The organism is Youngimonas ophiurae (nom. illeg.) (assembly GCF_049803795.1).
GTDB lineage: Bacteria > Pseudomonadota > Alphaproteobacteria > Rhodobacterales > Rhodobacteraceae > Thalassobius.
In genome coordinates, this window is sequence record NZ_JBNAGJ010000012.1 from 66015 (window position 1) to 80325 (window position 14311).

The 14311-nt window shown below is 63.8% G+C and carries 17 protein-coding genes; all 17 read left to right on the forward strand.

Annotated features, from left to right (window positions below):
* Positions 1-73 precede the first annotated feature (73 nt).
* A complete protein-coding gene (locus ACP15O_RS17850; RefSeq protein ID WP_009804215.1) occupies positions 74-832 on the forward strand; it encodes an electron transfer flavoprotein subunit beta/FixA family protein in 759 nt (252 codons plus the stop codon).
* Positions 832-1752: an electron transfer flavoprotein subunit alpha/FixB family protein gene (locus ACP15O_RS17855; protein ID WP_009804214.1), complete on the forward strand. Its 921-nt coding sequence runs from the start codon at positions 832-834 to the stop codon at positions 1750-1752. The genes ACP15O_RS17850 and ACP15O_RS17855 overlap by 1 nt, the downstream gene beginning before the upstream one ends.
* 2 nt (positions 1753-1754) lie before the next feature.
* Positions 1755-2954 (forward strand): 3-oxoadipyl-CoA thiolase, encoded by a 1200-nt coding sequence (pcaF, locus tag ACP15O_RS17860; RefSeq protein WP_009804213.1) that lies wholly within the window; start codon positions 1755-1757, stop codon positions 2952-2954.
* Between the two features lie 341 nt (positions 2955-3295).
* Positions 3296-3487: a helix-turn-helix transcriptional regulator gene (locus ACP15O_RS17865; RefSeq protein ID WP_425097388.1), complete on the forward strand. Its 192-nt coding sequence runs from the start codon at positions 3296-3298 to the stop codon at positions 3485-3487.
* Positions 3487-3798 (forward strand): lytic transglycosylase domain-containing protein, encoded by a 312-nt coding sequence (locus ACP15O_RS17870; RefSeq protein WP_425097389.1) that lies wholly within the window; start codon positions 3487-3489, stop codon positions 3796-3798. The genes ACP15O_RS17865 and ACP15O_RS17870 overlap by 1 nt, the downstream gene beginning before the upstream one ends.
* A gap of 16 nt (positions 3799-3814) precedes the next feature.
* The gene (locus tag ACP15O_RS17875) at positions 3815-4096 is read left to right on the forward strand and encodes a TrbC/VirB2 family protein (protein WP_065335126.1); all 282 of its coding nucleotides are present in this window, start codon (positions 3815-3817) and stop codon (positions 4094-4096) included.
* Between the two features lie 15 nt (positions 4097-4111).
* On the forward strand, positions 4112-4390 hold the full coding sequence (locus ACP15O_RS17880; RefSeq protein WP_038070148.1) for a VirB3 family type IV secretion system protein: 279 nt from the start codon (positions 4112-4114) through the stop codon (positions 4388-4390).
* Positions 4329-6758 (forward strand): VirB4 family type IV secretion/conjugal transfer ATPase, encoded by a 2430-nt coding sequence (locus ACP15O_RS17885; protein WP_235872045.1) that lies wholly within the window; start codon positions 4329-4331, stop codon positions 6756-6758. The genes ACP15O_RS17880 and ACP15O_RS17885 overlap by 62 nt, the downstream gene beginning before the upstream one ends.
* A complete protein-coding gene (locus ACP15O_RS17890) occupies positions 6755-6964 on the forward strand; it encodes a hypothetical protein (protein ID WP_133840900.1) in 210 nt (69 codons plus the stop codon). Before ACP15O_RS17885 ends, ACP15O_RS17890 begins: the two co-directional genes overlap by 4 nt.
* Positions 6961-8073 (forward strand): lytic transglycosylase domain-containing protein, encoded by a 1113-nt coding sequence (locus ACP15O_RS17895; RefSeq protein WP_133840899.1) that lies wholly within the window; start codon positions 6961-6963, stop codon positions 8071-8073. Before ACP15O_RS17890 ends, ACP15O_RS17895 begins: the two co-directional genes overlap by 4 nt.
* Positions 8070-8837, forward strand: coding sequence for a type IV secretion system protein (locus ACP15O_RS17900; RefSeq protein WP_152460853.1), 768 nt, complete (start codon positions 8070-8072; stop codon positions 8835-8837). Before ACP15O_RS17895 ends, ACP15O_RS17900 begins: the two co-directional genes overlap by 4 nt.
* Positions 8838-8845: 8 nt before the next feature.
* Positions 8846-9271, forward strand: coding sequence for a hypothetical protein (locus ACP15O_RS17905; protein WP_133840897.1), 426 nt, complete (start codon positions 8846-8848; stop codon positions 9269-9271).
* Complete coding sequence (locus ACP15O_RS17910; protein ID WP_133840896.1) at positions 9272-10285, forward strand: TrbL/VirB6 family protein; 1014 nt, start codon at positions 9272-9274, stop codon at positions 10283-10285.
* Between the two features lie 17 nt (positions 10286-10302).
* Positions 10303-10983 carry a VirB8 family type IV secretion system protein gene (locus ACP15O_RS17915; RefSeq protein ID WP_133840895.1) on the forward strand — a complete coding sequence of 227 codons (681 nt, stop codon included), beginning with the start codon at positions 10303-10305 and terminating at the stop codon, positions 10981-10983.
* A 5-nt stretch (positions 10984-10988) separates the two neighbouring features.
* Positions 10989-11711, forward strand: a complete 723-nt coding sequence (locus ACP15O_RS17920; RefSeq protein WP_133840894.1) for a TrbG/VirB9 family P-type conjugative transfer protein — start codon at positions 10989-10991, stop codon at positions 11709-11711.
* 2 nt (positions 11712-11713) lie between these two features.
* Positions 11714-13156, forward strand: coding sequence for a TraB/TrbI/VirB10 family type IV secretion system protein (locus ACP15O_RS17925; protein ID WP_133840893.1), 1443 nt, complete (start codon positions 11714-11716; stop codon positions 13154-13156).
* Positions 13157-13238: 82 nt separating this feature from the next.
* The coding region (locus tag ACP15O_RS17930) for an ATPase, T2SS/T4P/T4SS family (RefSeq protein ID WP_425097391.1) at positions 13239-14311 on the forward strand (1073 nt) is incomplete at its 3' end.

The window sequence follows — 14311 nt, forward strand, 5'->3', positions numbered from 1 at the left end:
AGACACATCCCAAGTAACGGCCTGGAACCCGGGCCGTTACTGCCATTGCAAATTTCCAAGACGATAAACGCCAATGAAAATAATTGCACCTATAAAACACCTAATTGATTACAACGTGAAGGTTCGCGTTAAGGCGGACGGTAGCGGAGTTGGTCTCGCGAATGTGAAGATGTCGATGAACCCGTTCGACGAGATTGCGGTTGAAGAGGCGATCCGTCTGAAGGAAGCGGGCAAGGCGGACGAGCTTGTCGTCGTGTCGATCGGCGTGAAACAGGCGCAGGAAACGCTGCGCACGGCGCTGGCGATGGGCGCGGACCGGGCGATCCTCGTCGTGGCCGCCGACGACGTGCACCAAGATATCGAGCCGCTGGCGGTGGCCAAGATCCTAAAGGCCGTGATCGACGCCGAGGCGCCGGGCCTGGTGATCGCGGGCAAACAGGCGATCGACAACGACATGAACGCGACCGGCCAGATGCTGGCGGCGCTGCTGGGCTGGGGTCAGGCGACCTATGCCTCTGAGGTTGCGATCGAGGGCGAGCATGCCGTCGTGACCCGCGAAGTGGACGGCGGTCTGCAGACCATCAAGGTGAAGCTGCCGGCGATCGTCACCGCCGACCTGCGCCTGAACGAGCCGCGCTACGCCTCGCTGCCCAACATCATGAAAGCCAAGAAGAAACCGCTGGACGAAAAGACCGCCGCCGATTTCGGCGTCGATGTCACGCCGCGCCTGACCGTCGTCAAGACGGCAGAGCCCGCCGCGCGTTCGGCCGGGGAAATGGTTGGCTCGGTCGACGAGCTGGTGTCGAAGCTGAAAGAAAAGGGGATCGTGTAATGGCTGTTCTTCTCCTTGCAGAAATCGCCGGTGGTGCACTGGCGCTGGACGCCACCGCCAAGGCGGTGACCGCTGCCAAATCGCTGGGCGATGTGACCGTTCTGGTTGCGGGCCCCGCTGCCGCAGGCGAGGCCGCGTCGAAGATCGACGGCGTGGCAAAGGTTCTGGTGGCGGATGACGCCGCCTATGCCAACGGCCTGGCCGAGCCGGTCGCCGATCTGGTGGTCAGCCTGGCAGGCAATTATGAACATATCGTTGCTCCGTCCACGGCGAGCGCGAAAAACATCCTGCCGCGCGTCGCGGCGCTGCTGGACGTGATGGTTTTGTCGGACGTCACCGCCATCGTGGACGGGTCCACGTTCGAACGCCCGATCTACGCGGGCAACGCGATTCAGACGGTAAAGTCCAACGATTCCAAGAAGGTACTGACCGTCCGCACCACCGCCTTCGACGCGGCTGGCCAGGGTGGTTCGGCCGCCGTCGAGGCCATCGCAGCGGCCGGCAACGCGGGCCTGAGCGCCTGGGTCGAGGACAAGGTCGCGGCGTCGGATCGTCCGGAACTGACCTCGGCCAAGATCGTGGTCTCGGGCGGTCGCGGCGTCGGTTCCGAGGAGAACTTCGCGATCATCGAGGGCCTGGCCGACAAGCTGGGCGCGGCGGTCGGCGCCTCGCGCGCGGCGGTGGATAGCGGGTTCGCACCGAACGACTGGCAGGTCGGCCAGACCGGCAAGGTCGTGGCGCCCGAGCTGTACATCGCGGTCGGGATTTCCGGGGCAATTCAACACCTTGCAGGCATGAAGGACAGCAAGGTCATCGTCGCCATCAACAAGGATGAAGAGGCCCAGATCTTCCAGGTCGCCGACTACGGCCTGGTCGCAGACCTGCTCGACGCCGTCCCGGATATGACAAAGGCACTCTAAGAATGACAAACGTCTACATCTGCGATTACATCCGCACACCAATTGGTCGCTATGGCGGCGCGCTTTCTTCTGTGCGAGCCGACGATCTTGGTGCAATCCCACTCAGGGCCCTGGCCAGCCGAAACCCGAAGCTAGATCTAGCGGCCATTGACGAAGTGATTTTCGGCTGCGCCAACCAGGCGGGCGAGGACAACCGCAACGTCGCACGCATGTCGCTGCTACTCGCGGGATTTCCGGATTGTGTCCCTGGCACGACGATGAACCGGTTGTGCGGATCGGGTATGGACGCCGTAATCACAGCCGCCCGCGCGATCAAAGCTGGAGAAGCCGATCTCATTGTTGCTGGCGGTGTGGAAAGCATGTCTCGTGCTCCGTTTGTGATGCCAAAAGCTACAACTGCATTCTCGCGCGAAAATTCTGCTGAAGACACCACCATCGGCTGGCGCTTCGTCAATAAACAGATGAAGAGTCAATACGGCGTCGACAGCATGCCTGAAACGGCCGAAAACGTAGCGGAAGACTTCAGCATCAACCGCGCCGACCAAGATGCCTTCGCCATGCGTTCGCAGCGAAAGGCGAGAGATGCCATGGCGAACGGTCGTTTGGCCCGTGAAATTGTCCCGGTAGAGATTCCTCAGCGAAAGGGGGAGCCAAAGATCGTCGTACAGGATGAACACCCTCGCGCGGGTACGACTTTGGAAGCGCTCGCCCAACTGAAAACTTTCGTAAAAGCGGACGGCACTGTAACCGCTGGGAATTCTTCGGGCGTGAACGATGGTGCCGCAGCATTGATCCTTGCCACCAGCGACGTCGCAAAAAAATTTGGCCTCACACCGATCGCAAGGGTCTTGGGCGGCGCAACCGCGGGCGTCGCACCGCGCATCATGGGTTTCGGGCCGGCACCGGCGTCGGAAAAGCTGATGGCGCGACTTGGACTGAAACAAGAAGACTTCTCGGTAATCGAACTTAACGAAGCCTTTGCTTCGCAGGGTCTGGCCACACTACGGCACCTGGGGATCGCGGATGATGACGCCCGCGTGAACCCGAACGGCGGCGCTATTGCTCTCGGCCATCCGCTTGGCATGTCAGGTGCCCGCATCACTGGTTCAGCGATGCTGGACCTCAAACCTGGAGAAAAGTCGTTATCGACCATGTGTATTGGCGTGGGACAGGGGATTGCAATCGCGCTCGAAGCTGTCTGAGGTGCCGCGACAACCACAAAACTAACATAAGTTCTCTTATGGGATTTTTGGCCAACCCAAAATTTCCGGTAGAATTAGTCCTCTACAGCCTCCCTGTTGTCGCCTTTCAAATTTTCCCCGGGAGCGACCGACTAGCGGCACCGGTAATGCCGGTGCCGCCCTTTTCCGAAAGAACGATTGAACGGCCCAGAATGTTTGCGAGACGGATCATCCCGTGACCTGCGTATCGGCAGGCATCCCATTTCGGCGACCTCGCGCCGCTACAAGATTTCTTCTCTGCACTTCCGAATGTAACATATATCGCGTGGCGATATTTCGCGCAGCGTGTCCGTTTCGCGGGCATGAACTTGCGGGACCGTGTAGCACTGAACATCCAGGACTTGAGACGCGCCCGCGGCCTCAGCCAAGAGGAGCTTGCTCATCGGGCCGACGTGAGCCGCGGCCATATGGGCAAGGTCGAGAACGCCAAGTTCGCCGCCTCCCTCGACCTTCTCGAACGTATCGCCAAGGCGCCTATGGGCTCGGCCAGCTGATGCCAGACACGGCCCGCAGCCTCGGGGTCGATCCGCGCGATCCCTCTCAGAACCTCGATGGCGCCGCACGCTATCTGCTCGCGCAGATCGCCACGTTCAAGGACATCGATCTGGCGCTCGCAGCCTATAACGCCGGCCCGCACCGCGTGGTCGAGCATTCCGGCATTCCACCCTTCACCGAGACCCGCGACTACATCGCGCGCATCCACCGGATCCGGTCCCGACTCGCGGCTACACCTGTTTCCTCGCCGGACATCCGCGTCGCAGCCCGGGTGCCTGCGCGCGCTCCGGTCCTCATCGATCTTCAGTAAAACAAGGGAACTTCGCATGCTCAGACATCGCCTCAGCCGCCTCTTGCCCGTCGCCACAACCCTGGCAGCTTTCGCAACGCCCGCTTTCGCGCAGGACTTGTCACCGATCCAGACCATGCTGGAAACCGTCGAGGCCGCGCTGACCGGTCCGATCGGGATCGCGGTCGCCACGCTCGCGGTCATCGGCACCGGCTTCATGTGCATGATGGGGCGGCTGAACTGGGGCTGGTTCGCCTCGGTCATCATCGGGATCGTGCTGATCTTCTCGGCCGGCACCATCGTCGACGGCTTCTCCTGAGGTTGGAGAATAGAGTTGGCAGAACGATCCCCCCTTTTTCTGGGCCTCGCCCGACCGCCCAAGTATCTGGGCCTCCCTGTCGGATACCTCGTGGTACTGGCGACCGGGGTCGTTCTGCCGTTCATCTGGACCAAGTCGATGGTGTTCTTCCTGATCGGCCTTGTCGCCTATCCGATCCTCTGGTTCGTCGCTGACCGCGAGCCGCATTTCTTCGAAGTGCTGCGCGTCTCCTATGGATCAGTGCGCCCGACGAAGAACCGGGCCCTGCACGGAGGCGACAGCTTTGGCGCTTGATGCGGGCACTCTTTCCACTCACGGAACCGCTCTGCTTCAGGCTGGCGGCGGGGCGTTCGCGCGGGAGAGCTATCTCGCGGAGCATCTGCCGTATTTTGCGCTCGCGGAAGACGATGTCATGGTCCTGCGCGAAGGCGACCTCTTGGCGACCCTGCGCCTTGATGGTCTGAATCCGATGACCTCTGAGGACGCCCGGCTCGACGCGCTCAAACGCGCGGTCGCGGCCATCGTCGCCCAGACTGGCAGTGCCTTCGGCTTCTACATTCACCGGATCTCCGTGCCGCAGGATCTCGGGATGCGCCCCATCGAGGGAGACAGTTTCGCAGCCGCGATCGACGCGCGCTGGCAGGCCCATGTCAAAGACCTCTGCCCCGCCAAGCGCCAGCTCTATCTCAGCGTGATCCGGCGCCCCGACATTTCGGCTCGTATTCCGCTCCTCCGCGCGCTGGCCCGCAAGGCCTGGGTCAAGGACCGCGCGACGCGCCTGCAGGAGCTGAACGAGGTCATGGGCTTCTTCGAGGTGGCGCTTGCCTCGGCCAATCCCGTGAGGCTCACAAAGTCGGGCGGGGAGTGGCTGGGCTACCTCAACACACTGAACGCAGGCAGCTTCTCCCCGATCTCCTTCGGGCAAAGCACCCTGCCCCTCTCGCACACGCTCAGCAACTGCCGCGCGACCTTCGACGGCGACGTGGTCACCCTGACCGACGCCGTGACCGGCCAGGTCAAATACGGCGCTCTCTTCTCGATGAAGACTTATCCGGCGCTTACAGACGTCACGCTGCTCGACGCGCTCGACCTGCCGCTCGACATCGTACTGACGAACTCCTTCAGCCCGATCCCGAACAACATCATGGCTGAGCGCATCCAAAGGATCATCCGCCAGATGCATGCCTCCGACGATGCCGCCGTTTCCCTGCGCGAGCAACTCGGGCAAGCCGCCGACGATCAGGAAGCAGGCCGCATCGCCTTTGGCGACCATCACCTCTCGATCGCCGTCTATGCACCAGACCGCGACACGCTCGAACGGGCCGCCGCCCAGATCAAGCGCGTGGGCCAGGAGATCATGTCGGTGATCGTGCGCGAGAATATGGCATTGAAAGCCACCTACTTCGCGCAGTCCCCCGGCAACTTCGGCTACCGGGCGCGGAAGACGCCGATCTCCTCGATCAACTTCGCGGATTTCGCGGCACTTCACGGCAGCGTCGAAGGGCGCGGGCCGGATCAGTCGCCTTGGGGTCAGACCATTTCGGTCCTGCCGACGGTCGGCACCTCGGGTTATCGCTTCAATTTCCACGAGGCGGGCAGCCCGGGCAAGGAACCGACCGTCGGCCACACCCTCGTTCTGGGACGCACCGGCACCGGCAAGACGCTCACCACCGCCTTCCTCGCGGCGCAGGCGCAACGGGTCGGCGCGCGGCTCTTCTTCTTCGACAAGGATCGCGGCCTCGAGATGGCCGTGCGCGCCCTCGGAGGCCGCTACAACGAAATCCGGGCCGGTGTTCCCACGGGGCTGAACCCGCTTGCGACCGAGACCGATGAGCGTGGCCGCGCCTGGCTCTCGGACTGGCTTGCGACCCTTCTCACGCGCAATGGCACGCTCTCGGGCGAGCAATCCCGCCATATCCAGAGTGCCGTCGGGCAGAACGCCGATGCGGGCGCGGCGCTGCAACGCTTCGTTAGTTTCGAGACGCTGTTTCAATCGCTTGATGATGATGGCGAGTTGCAAAGCCGCGTCGCCGAATGGGCGCCGGGTGGGCGCTACGGTTGGGTCTTTGACGAGCCGGAACAGGGTGCCGGGCTTGAACTGGCCTCCGACATCATCGGCTTCGACATGACCGAAATCCTCGACATGACCACCGAGCGCATGGCGGTGCTCTCCTATATCTTCCGCCAGATTGAACGCGTGGTCGAGGACCGCCGCCCCACCATCATCGTCCTCGACGAAGCCTGGAAGCTCTTGGACGATCCCTACTTTGGGGCGCGACTCGAAAACTGGCTGGTGACGCTGCGCAAGATGAACTGCGTCGTCATCATGATGACGCAATATCCAAGCCAGCTGCGCGACAGCCGCGTCGGCAAGACCATCGTCGAGACAGTACCGACCCAGATCCTCTTCCCGAACGACCGCGCCACAATCTCGGATTACGATTTCCTCCGCGTGAACGCCAAAGAGGCGGCCCTTCTCGTCCAGCCCACCATCGGCCAGCGCATCGCGCTTGTGCGCTCGGCGGGCGACAGCGTCTTCGTCGACGCCGATCTCTCCGCGCTTGGAGACCTCCTTCCCATCCTTGGCGGCGGTGCCACCGGCGAGGCCCGCGTGCCTGCCGATTGGCGCGCCAATCCCGATTTCTGGAGACATGTGATATGAGTTCAAAACCCCTCCTGGCGCTTTGCGCTGCCGCAAGCCTGCTGTCGGCTTGCGAAAAGTACACCGAGAAAACCTCGCCCTGCTTCGGTCGCAATGGCGAGCCGCAGGTGACCCGGTCCGCGCTTTCCTTCTCGACCATGGGCGCAGCGGTTCAGGAGACGGACAAGCCCGACTGCACCTTCGAGCCCCTGCCCCGTCCGGAATGAACCGCGCCGCGATCATATCCGCCGGGCTTTGCCTCGGCCTCGGTACCCTGCCCGCGCATGCCCAAGGGGTTCCGACGCAGGACAATTCCGCGATCGGCCGCGCCATCGCACGGGTGACGGCATTGGCCGAGGATCTGGGCGTGCAGCAGGACAAGGACCGCACCGAGTCCACGCTGGCCGACGTCCAGGCCGACCAACTGCGCGTCCTCGAGGAGATGACCGCCGCGATCACCGGCCCCGGCTTCGATATCCGCGCGCTCGAGGGCAATGCGGATTTCGGGGTGGCGGCGGTCTACCCGAACACCGATGCGAGTCCGATGGTGAGCCGCCTTTTTGGCGAGGGCCGCGAGACCGTCGAGATGATGATCGTCGAGGTCGCGGGCGAGTTCGCAGGCGCGCCGGGTGTGGCCCGCGCCGGCCTCTCCGCCACCCAGTGGCGCTGCCTCTTCCAGGCCCTGATCAAGCAGGAGAGCCGCTTCAACGTCGCCGCCGAAAGCCCGGTCGGCGCCTATGGGCTGACCCAGCTCATGCCTGGAACCGCGTCTGACCTCGGCGTCGATCGCTATGATGTGAAGGACAACCTGCGCGGCGGCGCGCGTTACATCACCACGCAGTTGGGCCGCTTCGGCAACATCCCCCATGCGCTTGCGGCCTATAACGCCGGACCGGGCCGGGTCATCGAATATGGCGGCGTGCCGCCCTTTGCCGAAACCCAGGGCTACGTGCGCAACATCTCGAAGTTCTACAACGAATACCTGGCTGTCGTTGGCGGCGCCGACGCGCTCGGGACGCTCTCGCCCTCGGATTTTGCACTGGCCGAATATGCCAGCATCTCCGAGGCAGGCGTCTATTACGCCGCCGATAGTTCGGCAACGACCGAGCAAGTGATCAACCGCCTCCGCGCGATCATCCTGCAGATCGATGCGCAGCCCAATGCCAAGGCGGCCTGGGAACTCAACACCTACGCCAAGGCCGAGATCGCCCGCATTCTCAATCTTCGTGTCCGGCTGATGGCCGCCAACCAGCAGCGCGAGGCAGCCTACGCGCAGCACCTCGTCGCCGACCGATTGGCCGAGCGCGACTTCATGCAAATGGGAGTTCCCGAATGAGACAGCTTCTCCTGACCGCCGCCGCGGTCACCGCGCTCGGGCTCAGCGGGCCCGCCACGGCTCAGGGCGTGCCGACCTTCGATGGCTCGCAGCTTGGCCAACTCGTCGCCCAGCTCGAACACATGGCTGAGGATCTAAATGTCCAGATGCAGCAACTCGCCACCATGCGGCTGGAACTGGAAACCCAGCTGTCGCAGCTCACAAACCTTGAGGCGCAACTGACCTCGCTGATCGAGGGCAGCGGGTTGGGCGAGCTCTTCGCAACAGTCGAGGAATTCCGCGCGCTGCGCGGCAAGCTCGTGGCTCCTCTCAACACCGCGCAGTCCTTGGCCAGCGGCGATTTCCTCAGCGGCTTCAATCCCGGTGCGGAACTCTCGGCCTCCGTCGAGCGCGTGCTGTCGGGCAGCGGCTTCACCTCGGAGCGCCTGAGCACGCTCTCGGGATCGGATCAGCCCGCCGACAACCGCATAGCCGCCTCCGCCGGAGCCAGCGCCATGCTGTCCGTCGCCGCGCAGGAAAGCCACGAGGAGGCAGGCCAAAGCCTCGAGCGGCTCGAGACCATGGTCGGGCTCATCGATGATCAGGACGGTCTAAAGGCCGCTGTCGATCTCAACACCCGCGTCACCGCCGAGCTCGGCATCATCCTGACCCAAATCTGGCGGCTGGAAGCGGCGCAAGGCGTCAGTGCCGGCCAGCTTGGCGTCGTCGATGCCGCGACCCTCGCGGATGAGCGCAAATTCCGCTCGATGGCGGTGGACCCATGAGGCAAACCATGACTCACAGCTTGGCATCAATTCGGTCTCTTTGCTTCGCCGCACTTGTCGTGAGTACCCTGCCCAGTGTTGCGTTGGCCCAGACCCCGAGCACAGATCCCTCCGGCGACACGACCTTCAACTCGATGGCCATCGCGCGGGACCAGGCCGACGCATGCCGGGTCCCGAAACCGCCCATCGATCTGGCCGAGACCGCATACCTTCGCAATGGTTACCGCGCGATTCTGCGTATCCTGATCGCTGAAGAGGCGCTCGCCTCGGAGAGCTGTACCTGCCTGCTGGGCGACTTCACCTGGGACCAAGCGCTTGACGCCATGCCCCGGTTCCAGACCTCGGACAACCCGCGTCTGCCGTTCAAGGTGCTCGATCTCTACGCGCAGGCCGACGCGCTCGAGGCTCAGGTCGTGGAGGTCTGTGCGGAATAGATGGGAGTAATTCGCGACATACTGGGACAGGTCGACGCCGCGGTAGACACTGTGGCGCAGGACGGCTTTGTCTCTTCGGCAGGCGCTGTCGGCGACGTGATCTCGGCCGGGGCCGCGCTCCTCGTCGTGCTCCTCGGGATCAACGCGGTCATGCAACTCCGCCCCCTGCCCTTCGGCACCGGCTTTGCCTTCGGGATGAAGGTGGCGCTCGTGGGCATATTCGCGCAGAGTTGGGATAATTTCAGCGTCATCTATGACATCGTCACGCGCGTGCCCGACTCCGTCGGGGCCTCGATCCTCGCGCTCACCGGCTCGGGCGATGAGGCCGGGGTCTATGAGAGCCTCGACAACATGGTCGCCCGCATCACCGCCTATGGCGACACGATCGGCGACCGGGCGGGCTGGGTCTTCGGGGCGGTCCTGGGCGCGATCTTCTTCGTCCTTTCAGCCGTCTTTGCCGCCGTCACCGCCGGGATCATCGCCTTCGCCCGCATTGTGTTCGCGCTGATGATCGTGATCGCCCCCTTCATGATCGTGACTTCGCTGTTCAAACCAACCCAGTCGCTTTTTGAGGCCTGGACCCGCGCCACCATCGGCTATGCGCTCATGCCGGTCGCCGCCGCCGGGGCCGCAGGCATCATTGTCGCCATCGCCGAGGCCATCGGGGACGCCTCCGCCGATCCGGGTGATGTCGAGACCGTCAGCCTCATCCTGCCCTTCCTCGTCATCCTGATCCTCAGCGCCGGGATCATGGCCTCGGTCCCCTACATCGCCTCCAACCTCACCGGCGTCGTGGGCATTGCCTCCAACGCCGTGGGTCTGACCGGCCTCGCGCGTCAGGGCTTCGTGAACACGCGCCAGTATGGCACCGGCGCGACCTCCCGCCTCGTCACCGGCAAGTCTCCGCACGAGCTGAACCAGATGGCCAATGCGGGCGTGGTCAAAACCGGCGAGATGATCCGGCAAAGCCCCGGCGCGCTTCTCTCCGCCGCCAAGGCCTTCCGCAAACCCTGATGTGAAAGACGATTGACTTGAAGAAGCTTGTGACCAGTTCCCCCGCGCCCGATCGCGATGCTTTTGAGGCGGATTTCATCTACGGGCCAAGACGGCGCGAGCGCTTCGCGTGGTTGGTCGCGGCGGCCGGTGTGCTGGTCGGCGTGGCCGGCATGGTCGCCGGCGCGAGCCTCTTTCCGCTCAAGACGACCGAAACCTTCGTGGTCGTGGTCGACAAGGAAACCGGCGAAATGGACCGGGTCGCCGCCGTCCAGGCGCTGACACTCTCGGAAAGCGATGCCATCATCCAGGCCAATCTCGTGGCCTATGTCGATGATCGGGAAACTTATGACCTGACCGATGGCGAGCAACGCATCAACTCGGTGCTCGACCGTTCGGATGGCGACGCCGCGCGCACGCTGCGCGATCTCTGGTCCTCCACCAACGAAGACTACCCGATTACCGTCTATGGCCGTGACGCCAAGATCGAGGTGGTGATCAAGTCGGTGAACCAGATCGAGCGCGGCGTGGCCCAGGTCCGTTTCACCCGCACGCTGCGCCGTCCCCGCGATACCCGCACCGTCACTCGGTCTTACGTCGCCACTGTCGGTTACGACTTCCAACCCGAAACCCGCCAGCGCCTTCAGGACGTCTGGGCCAACCCCTTGGGCTTCGTGGTGACCTCCTACCGCGTCGACGCCGAGACCCTGGAGAACTGACCTAAATGAGATCTCTACCTGCGCTCCTCCTGGCGCTTGCCATGCCCGTTGCCGCATCCGCCGAAGCCACGCCACAAGGCGGCCCGCTCGATATCCGCATCCGCACTGCCGTCTACAATGAAAACCAGGTCTACCGGATCGAAACTGACTTGCGGCATTCGACCACGATTCATTTCGGGGCCGGGGAGAGGTTCGAGGCGGTCATTGTCGGCGACACCGAGAGCTTCCAGGTCGATCCGATCCCCGAGCTCGGCAATGTTCTCACGATCAAACCGCATGTGGCCAATGCCTCGACCAACATGACGGTGATCACCAACCGCCGCACCTATTCCTTCCACCTGCGCGAGGGTTCGATCCCGAACCGCACTGGTATGTTCTTCGAGGTGCGCTTCCGCTACCCCGACGAGGAACGCCGCGCGGCGGGTGCCACCCAGCCCAAGGGCTATGAGGCTCCGCGGAACTACAACTACCGCGTCTCGGGCGAAGGTGATTTCCGCCCCAGCCATATCTACGACGACGGGCGCTACACGTATTTCGTCTTCCCGGAGAACAGTCGCCAGCCCGCCCTCTTCAAGGCCGATGACCAGGGTCGCGAGCGGACGGTCAACTGGACCCAGCAAGGCAACACGGTCCGGGTGCTCGGGGTGAACACTTACTGGACGCTGCGCATCGGCGACGAGGCGATCTGCGCCTGGCGCGACGAAAGCGCGATCTACGTGAGCAACTGACCATGGCCGATCAAACCCCTCCCGATCTGCAGGACCGCCTCGACCAGTTCAACCAGCGTGGAAAATCCGGACGCCGGGGCAACAGCCTCGGGGTCGGTGCGCTCGCCGCGGCCCTCGCCCTTGGCGGCGCCGGGGTCGCGTATTTCCTGGCCACTGGTCTGCAGGAAGGTGACAGCGCACTTGAGACCTCCGATGTCGAGACCTTCCAGGACCGCCGCCCCGGCACCGGCGGGCGGCTGGAATTTCCGCCTGACGAGACCGAGCAACGGGTCAACGACGCGCTGATCGCCGTCGAGGAAGCGCTCGAGGTGCCTGCGGCGCCAGCACCTGAGCCGAGCGCCGAAGTGTTGGCCGAGATCGCCAAGCTGCGCGAGGCGCTGGCCGCCAGCCAGGCCGCCCGCAACTCGGAAATCCAGTCCGCCGTCTCAGATCTTCGGGAAGCATTCGACGAGCAAAAGGCCGCGCTCGAAGCAACGCTCGCCGCAAAGGAAACCGAGCTGGCCAATCTGCAGCGCCAGACCGAGACCCGCATCGAAGGTTTGCAGGCCATGCTGGATGCCGAACGCGCGCAGCGCGAGGGGCTCGAGGCCGAGCTCGACCGCGAGGGTCTGATTGCCGATCAGCGCCTTCTCGAAGAACGCCGACGCCAGGAAGAGGAGCAGCGCCAGCGCGAGGCCGAACAGGTCGCCAAAGAGCTTCTGACCGCGCAAATCAAATCCCCCGCCGTGGTCTACGCTGACGGTCCCCGTGGTGGCCAAAGTGGCGCGGCGGTCGCCGATCCTGCTGCCGCTGGAACCGGGGGCCCGGTACTCTCGGGCAATGAGGCGTTCCTGCAAAGCGCGCGCCCACTCGAAGTGCAAGAAGCTGCCCGCCTCACCCATCCCGAACGCACGCTGACGCAAGGGTCCGTCATCCAGGCGGCGCTCCAGACCGCTATAAACAGCGACCTGCCGGGCTCCGTGGTCGCGGTCGTCTCCGAGCCGGTCCCGGCGTTTTCCGGGGACCGGATCCTGATCCCCCGGGGCTCCCGCCTTTTTGGCCAATACCGCTCCGGGATCGAAATGCACCAGAAGCGCATCCTGATCCTCTGGACCCGCGTCCTGACCCCGGACGGCACCTCGATGGAAATCGCCGCTGTGGGCGGCGACCAGCTTGGCCGCTCGGGCCTCACTGGTCTCGTCGACACCAAGTTTGCCGAGCGCTTCGGCGGGGCGGCGCTGATTTCCGTGATCGGGGCGGCGCCTGCCGTGGCGGCGGAGAGTGCCAACAACGAGACGACAAGCATTGTCCTGGGCGATGTCAGCAGCGACCTGCAGGACGCTGTCGGGTCGGTCATCGCCGATCAGGTCTCGATCGCGCCGACGATCTATGTCGATCAGGGCGCCTCGGTCACCGTGCTCGTGGACCGGGATGTGGTGATCTACGGGGGTTCCGGTTCACAATGAAAAAGAAGCATCAGGTTTCGCGTTCGAGCCGCAGGCGAGAGGCAGCGAAACCAGGTTCAATATTACCGGAATCACCGAATTGATGGATCAGGCCTCGCCAGCCTCATACCTCGAGCGTTATCTCGACCCGTTCCGCGATCTCCTGCGGCGTGACGACGTGGTCGAGATCGCGATCAACCCCGACGGCAAGGTCTGGCTCGAGGTCGCGGGGGATGCCAGCATGCGCCACGAAGGTCAGACCGTGGATCGGACCACAGCCCTCAACATGGCCCAGACCATCGTCGGCGATGCCAAGGCCCGCGTCTCTGAAAAGAACCCCCTCGTCTCCGGCAAGGTGGAATATGCGGGCCGCCCGCTTCGGGTCCAGGTCGCCGTGCCGCCCGCCATCGATCGCGGTGCCTCGATCACCATTCGCCTCTTCGCCTCTGGCAGCATTAGGGACTACGCCCCGGCTTATCTCTTCGGCAAGGCCGTCTCGCTCGACGCCCTCCGCGCGGAGAAGATGAAAAACATCGCCAGTCTAGCGGAGGAGAACCTTGAGGCCGCGCTGCAGACTCTGGTCGAGGCGCGGCTCAACGTCCTGATCAGCGGCGGCACCTCGACCGGGAAGACCACGTTCGCCCGCCACCTCCTGACCCATGTGAGCGAGCACGAGCGGCTGATCACCATCGAAGACGCTTTTGAGCTCTTCCCCGGCCAGCCCAACACCGTCGCCCTCCTTGCCGACCGCGGTGCCGGTTCGCAACGCAGCGCCAACGCTCTCCTTCAAGCCTCCCTCCGTATGCGACCTGACCGGATCATCGTCGGCGAGCTGCGCGGTGCCGAGGCCCTGACCTACCTCGAGGCCATCAACACCGGCCATGGCGGGTCGGTTTCCACCATCCACGCGGAAACCGCAGAACTCGCAATCGATCGACTGGCGATCATGGTGCTGCAGGCCGGCACACCACTGACCTTTGCCGAGGTTCGGGAATACATCCGGAAATCCATCGATGTGATCGTCCAGCTCGGGCGGGCCGAGGGGAGGGGCAGGTGCCGGTCTTTTTGCTCCGCGAGGAATGACCCGCAGGGTCAGGGGAAAAAGATCGGCGGCAACCTTTGTGGACGGGACGACAGCTGCGACCAGCATGTCATGCAACTCAGACAAAGGGAGAA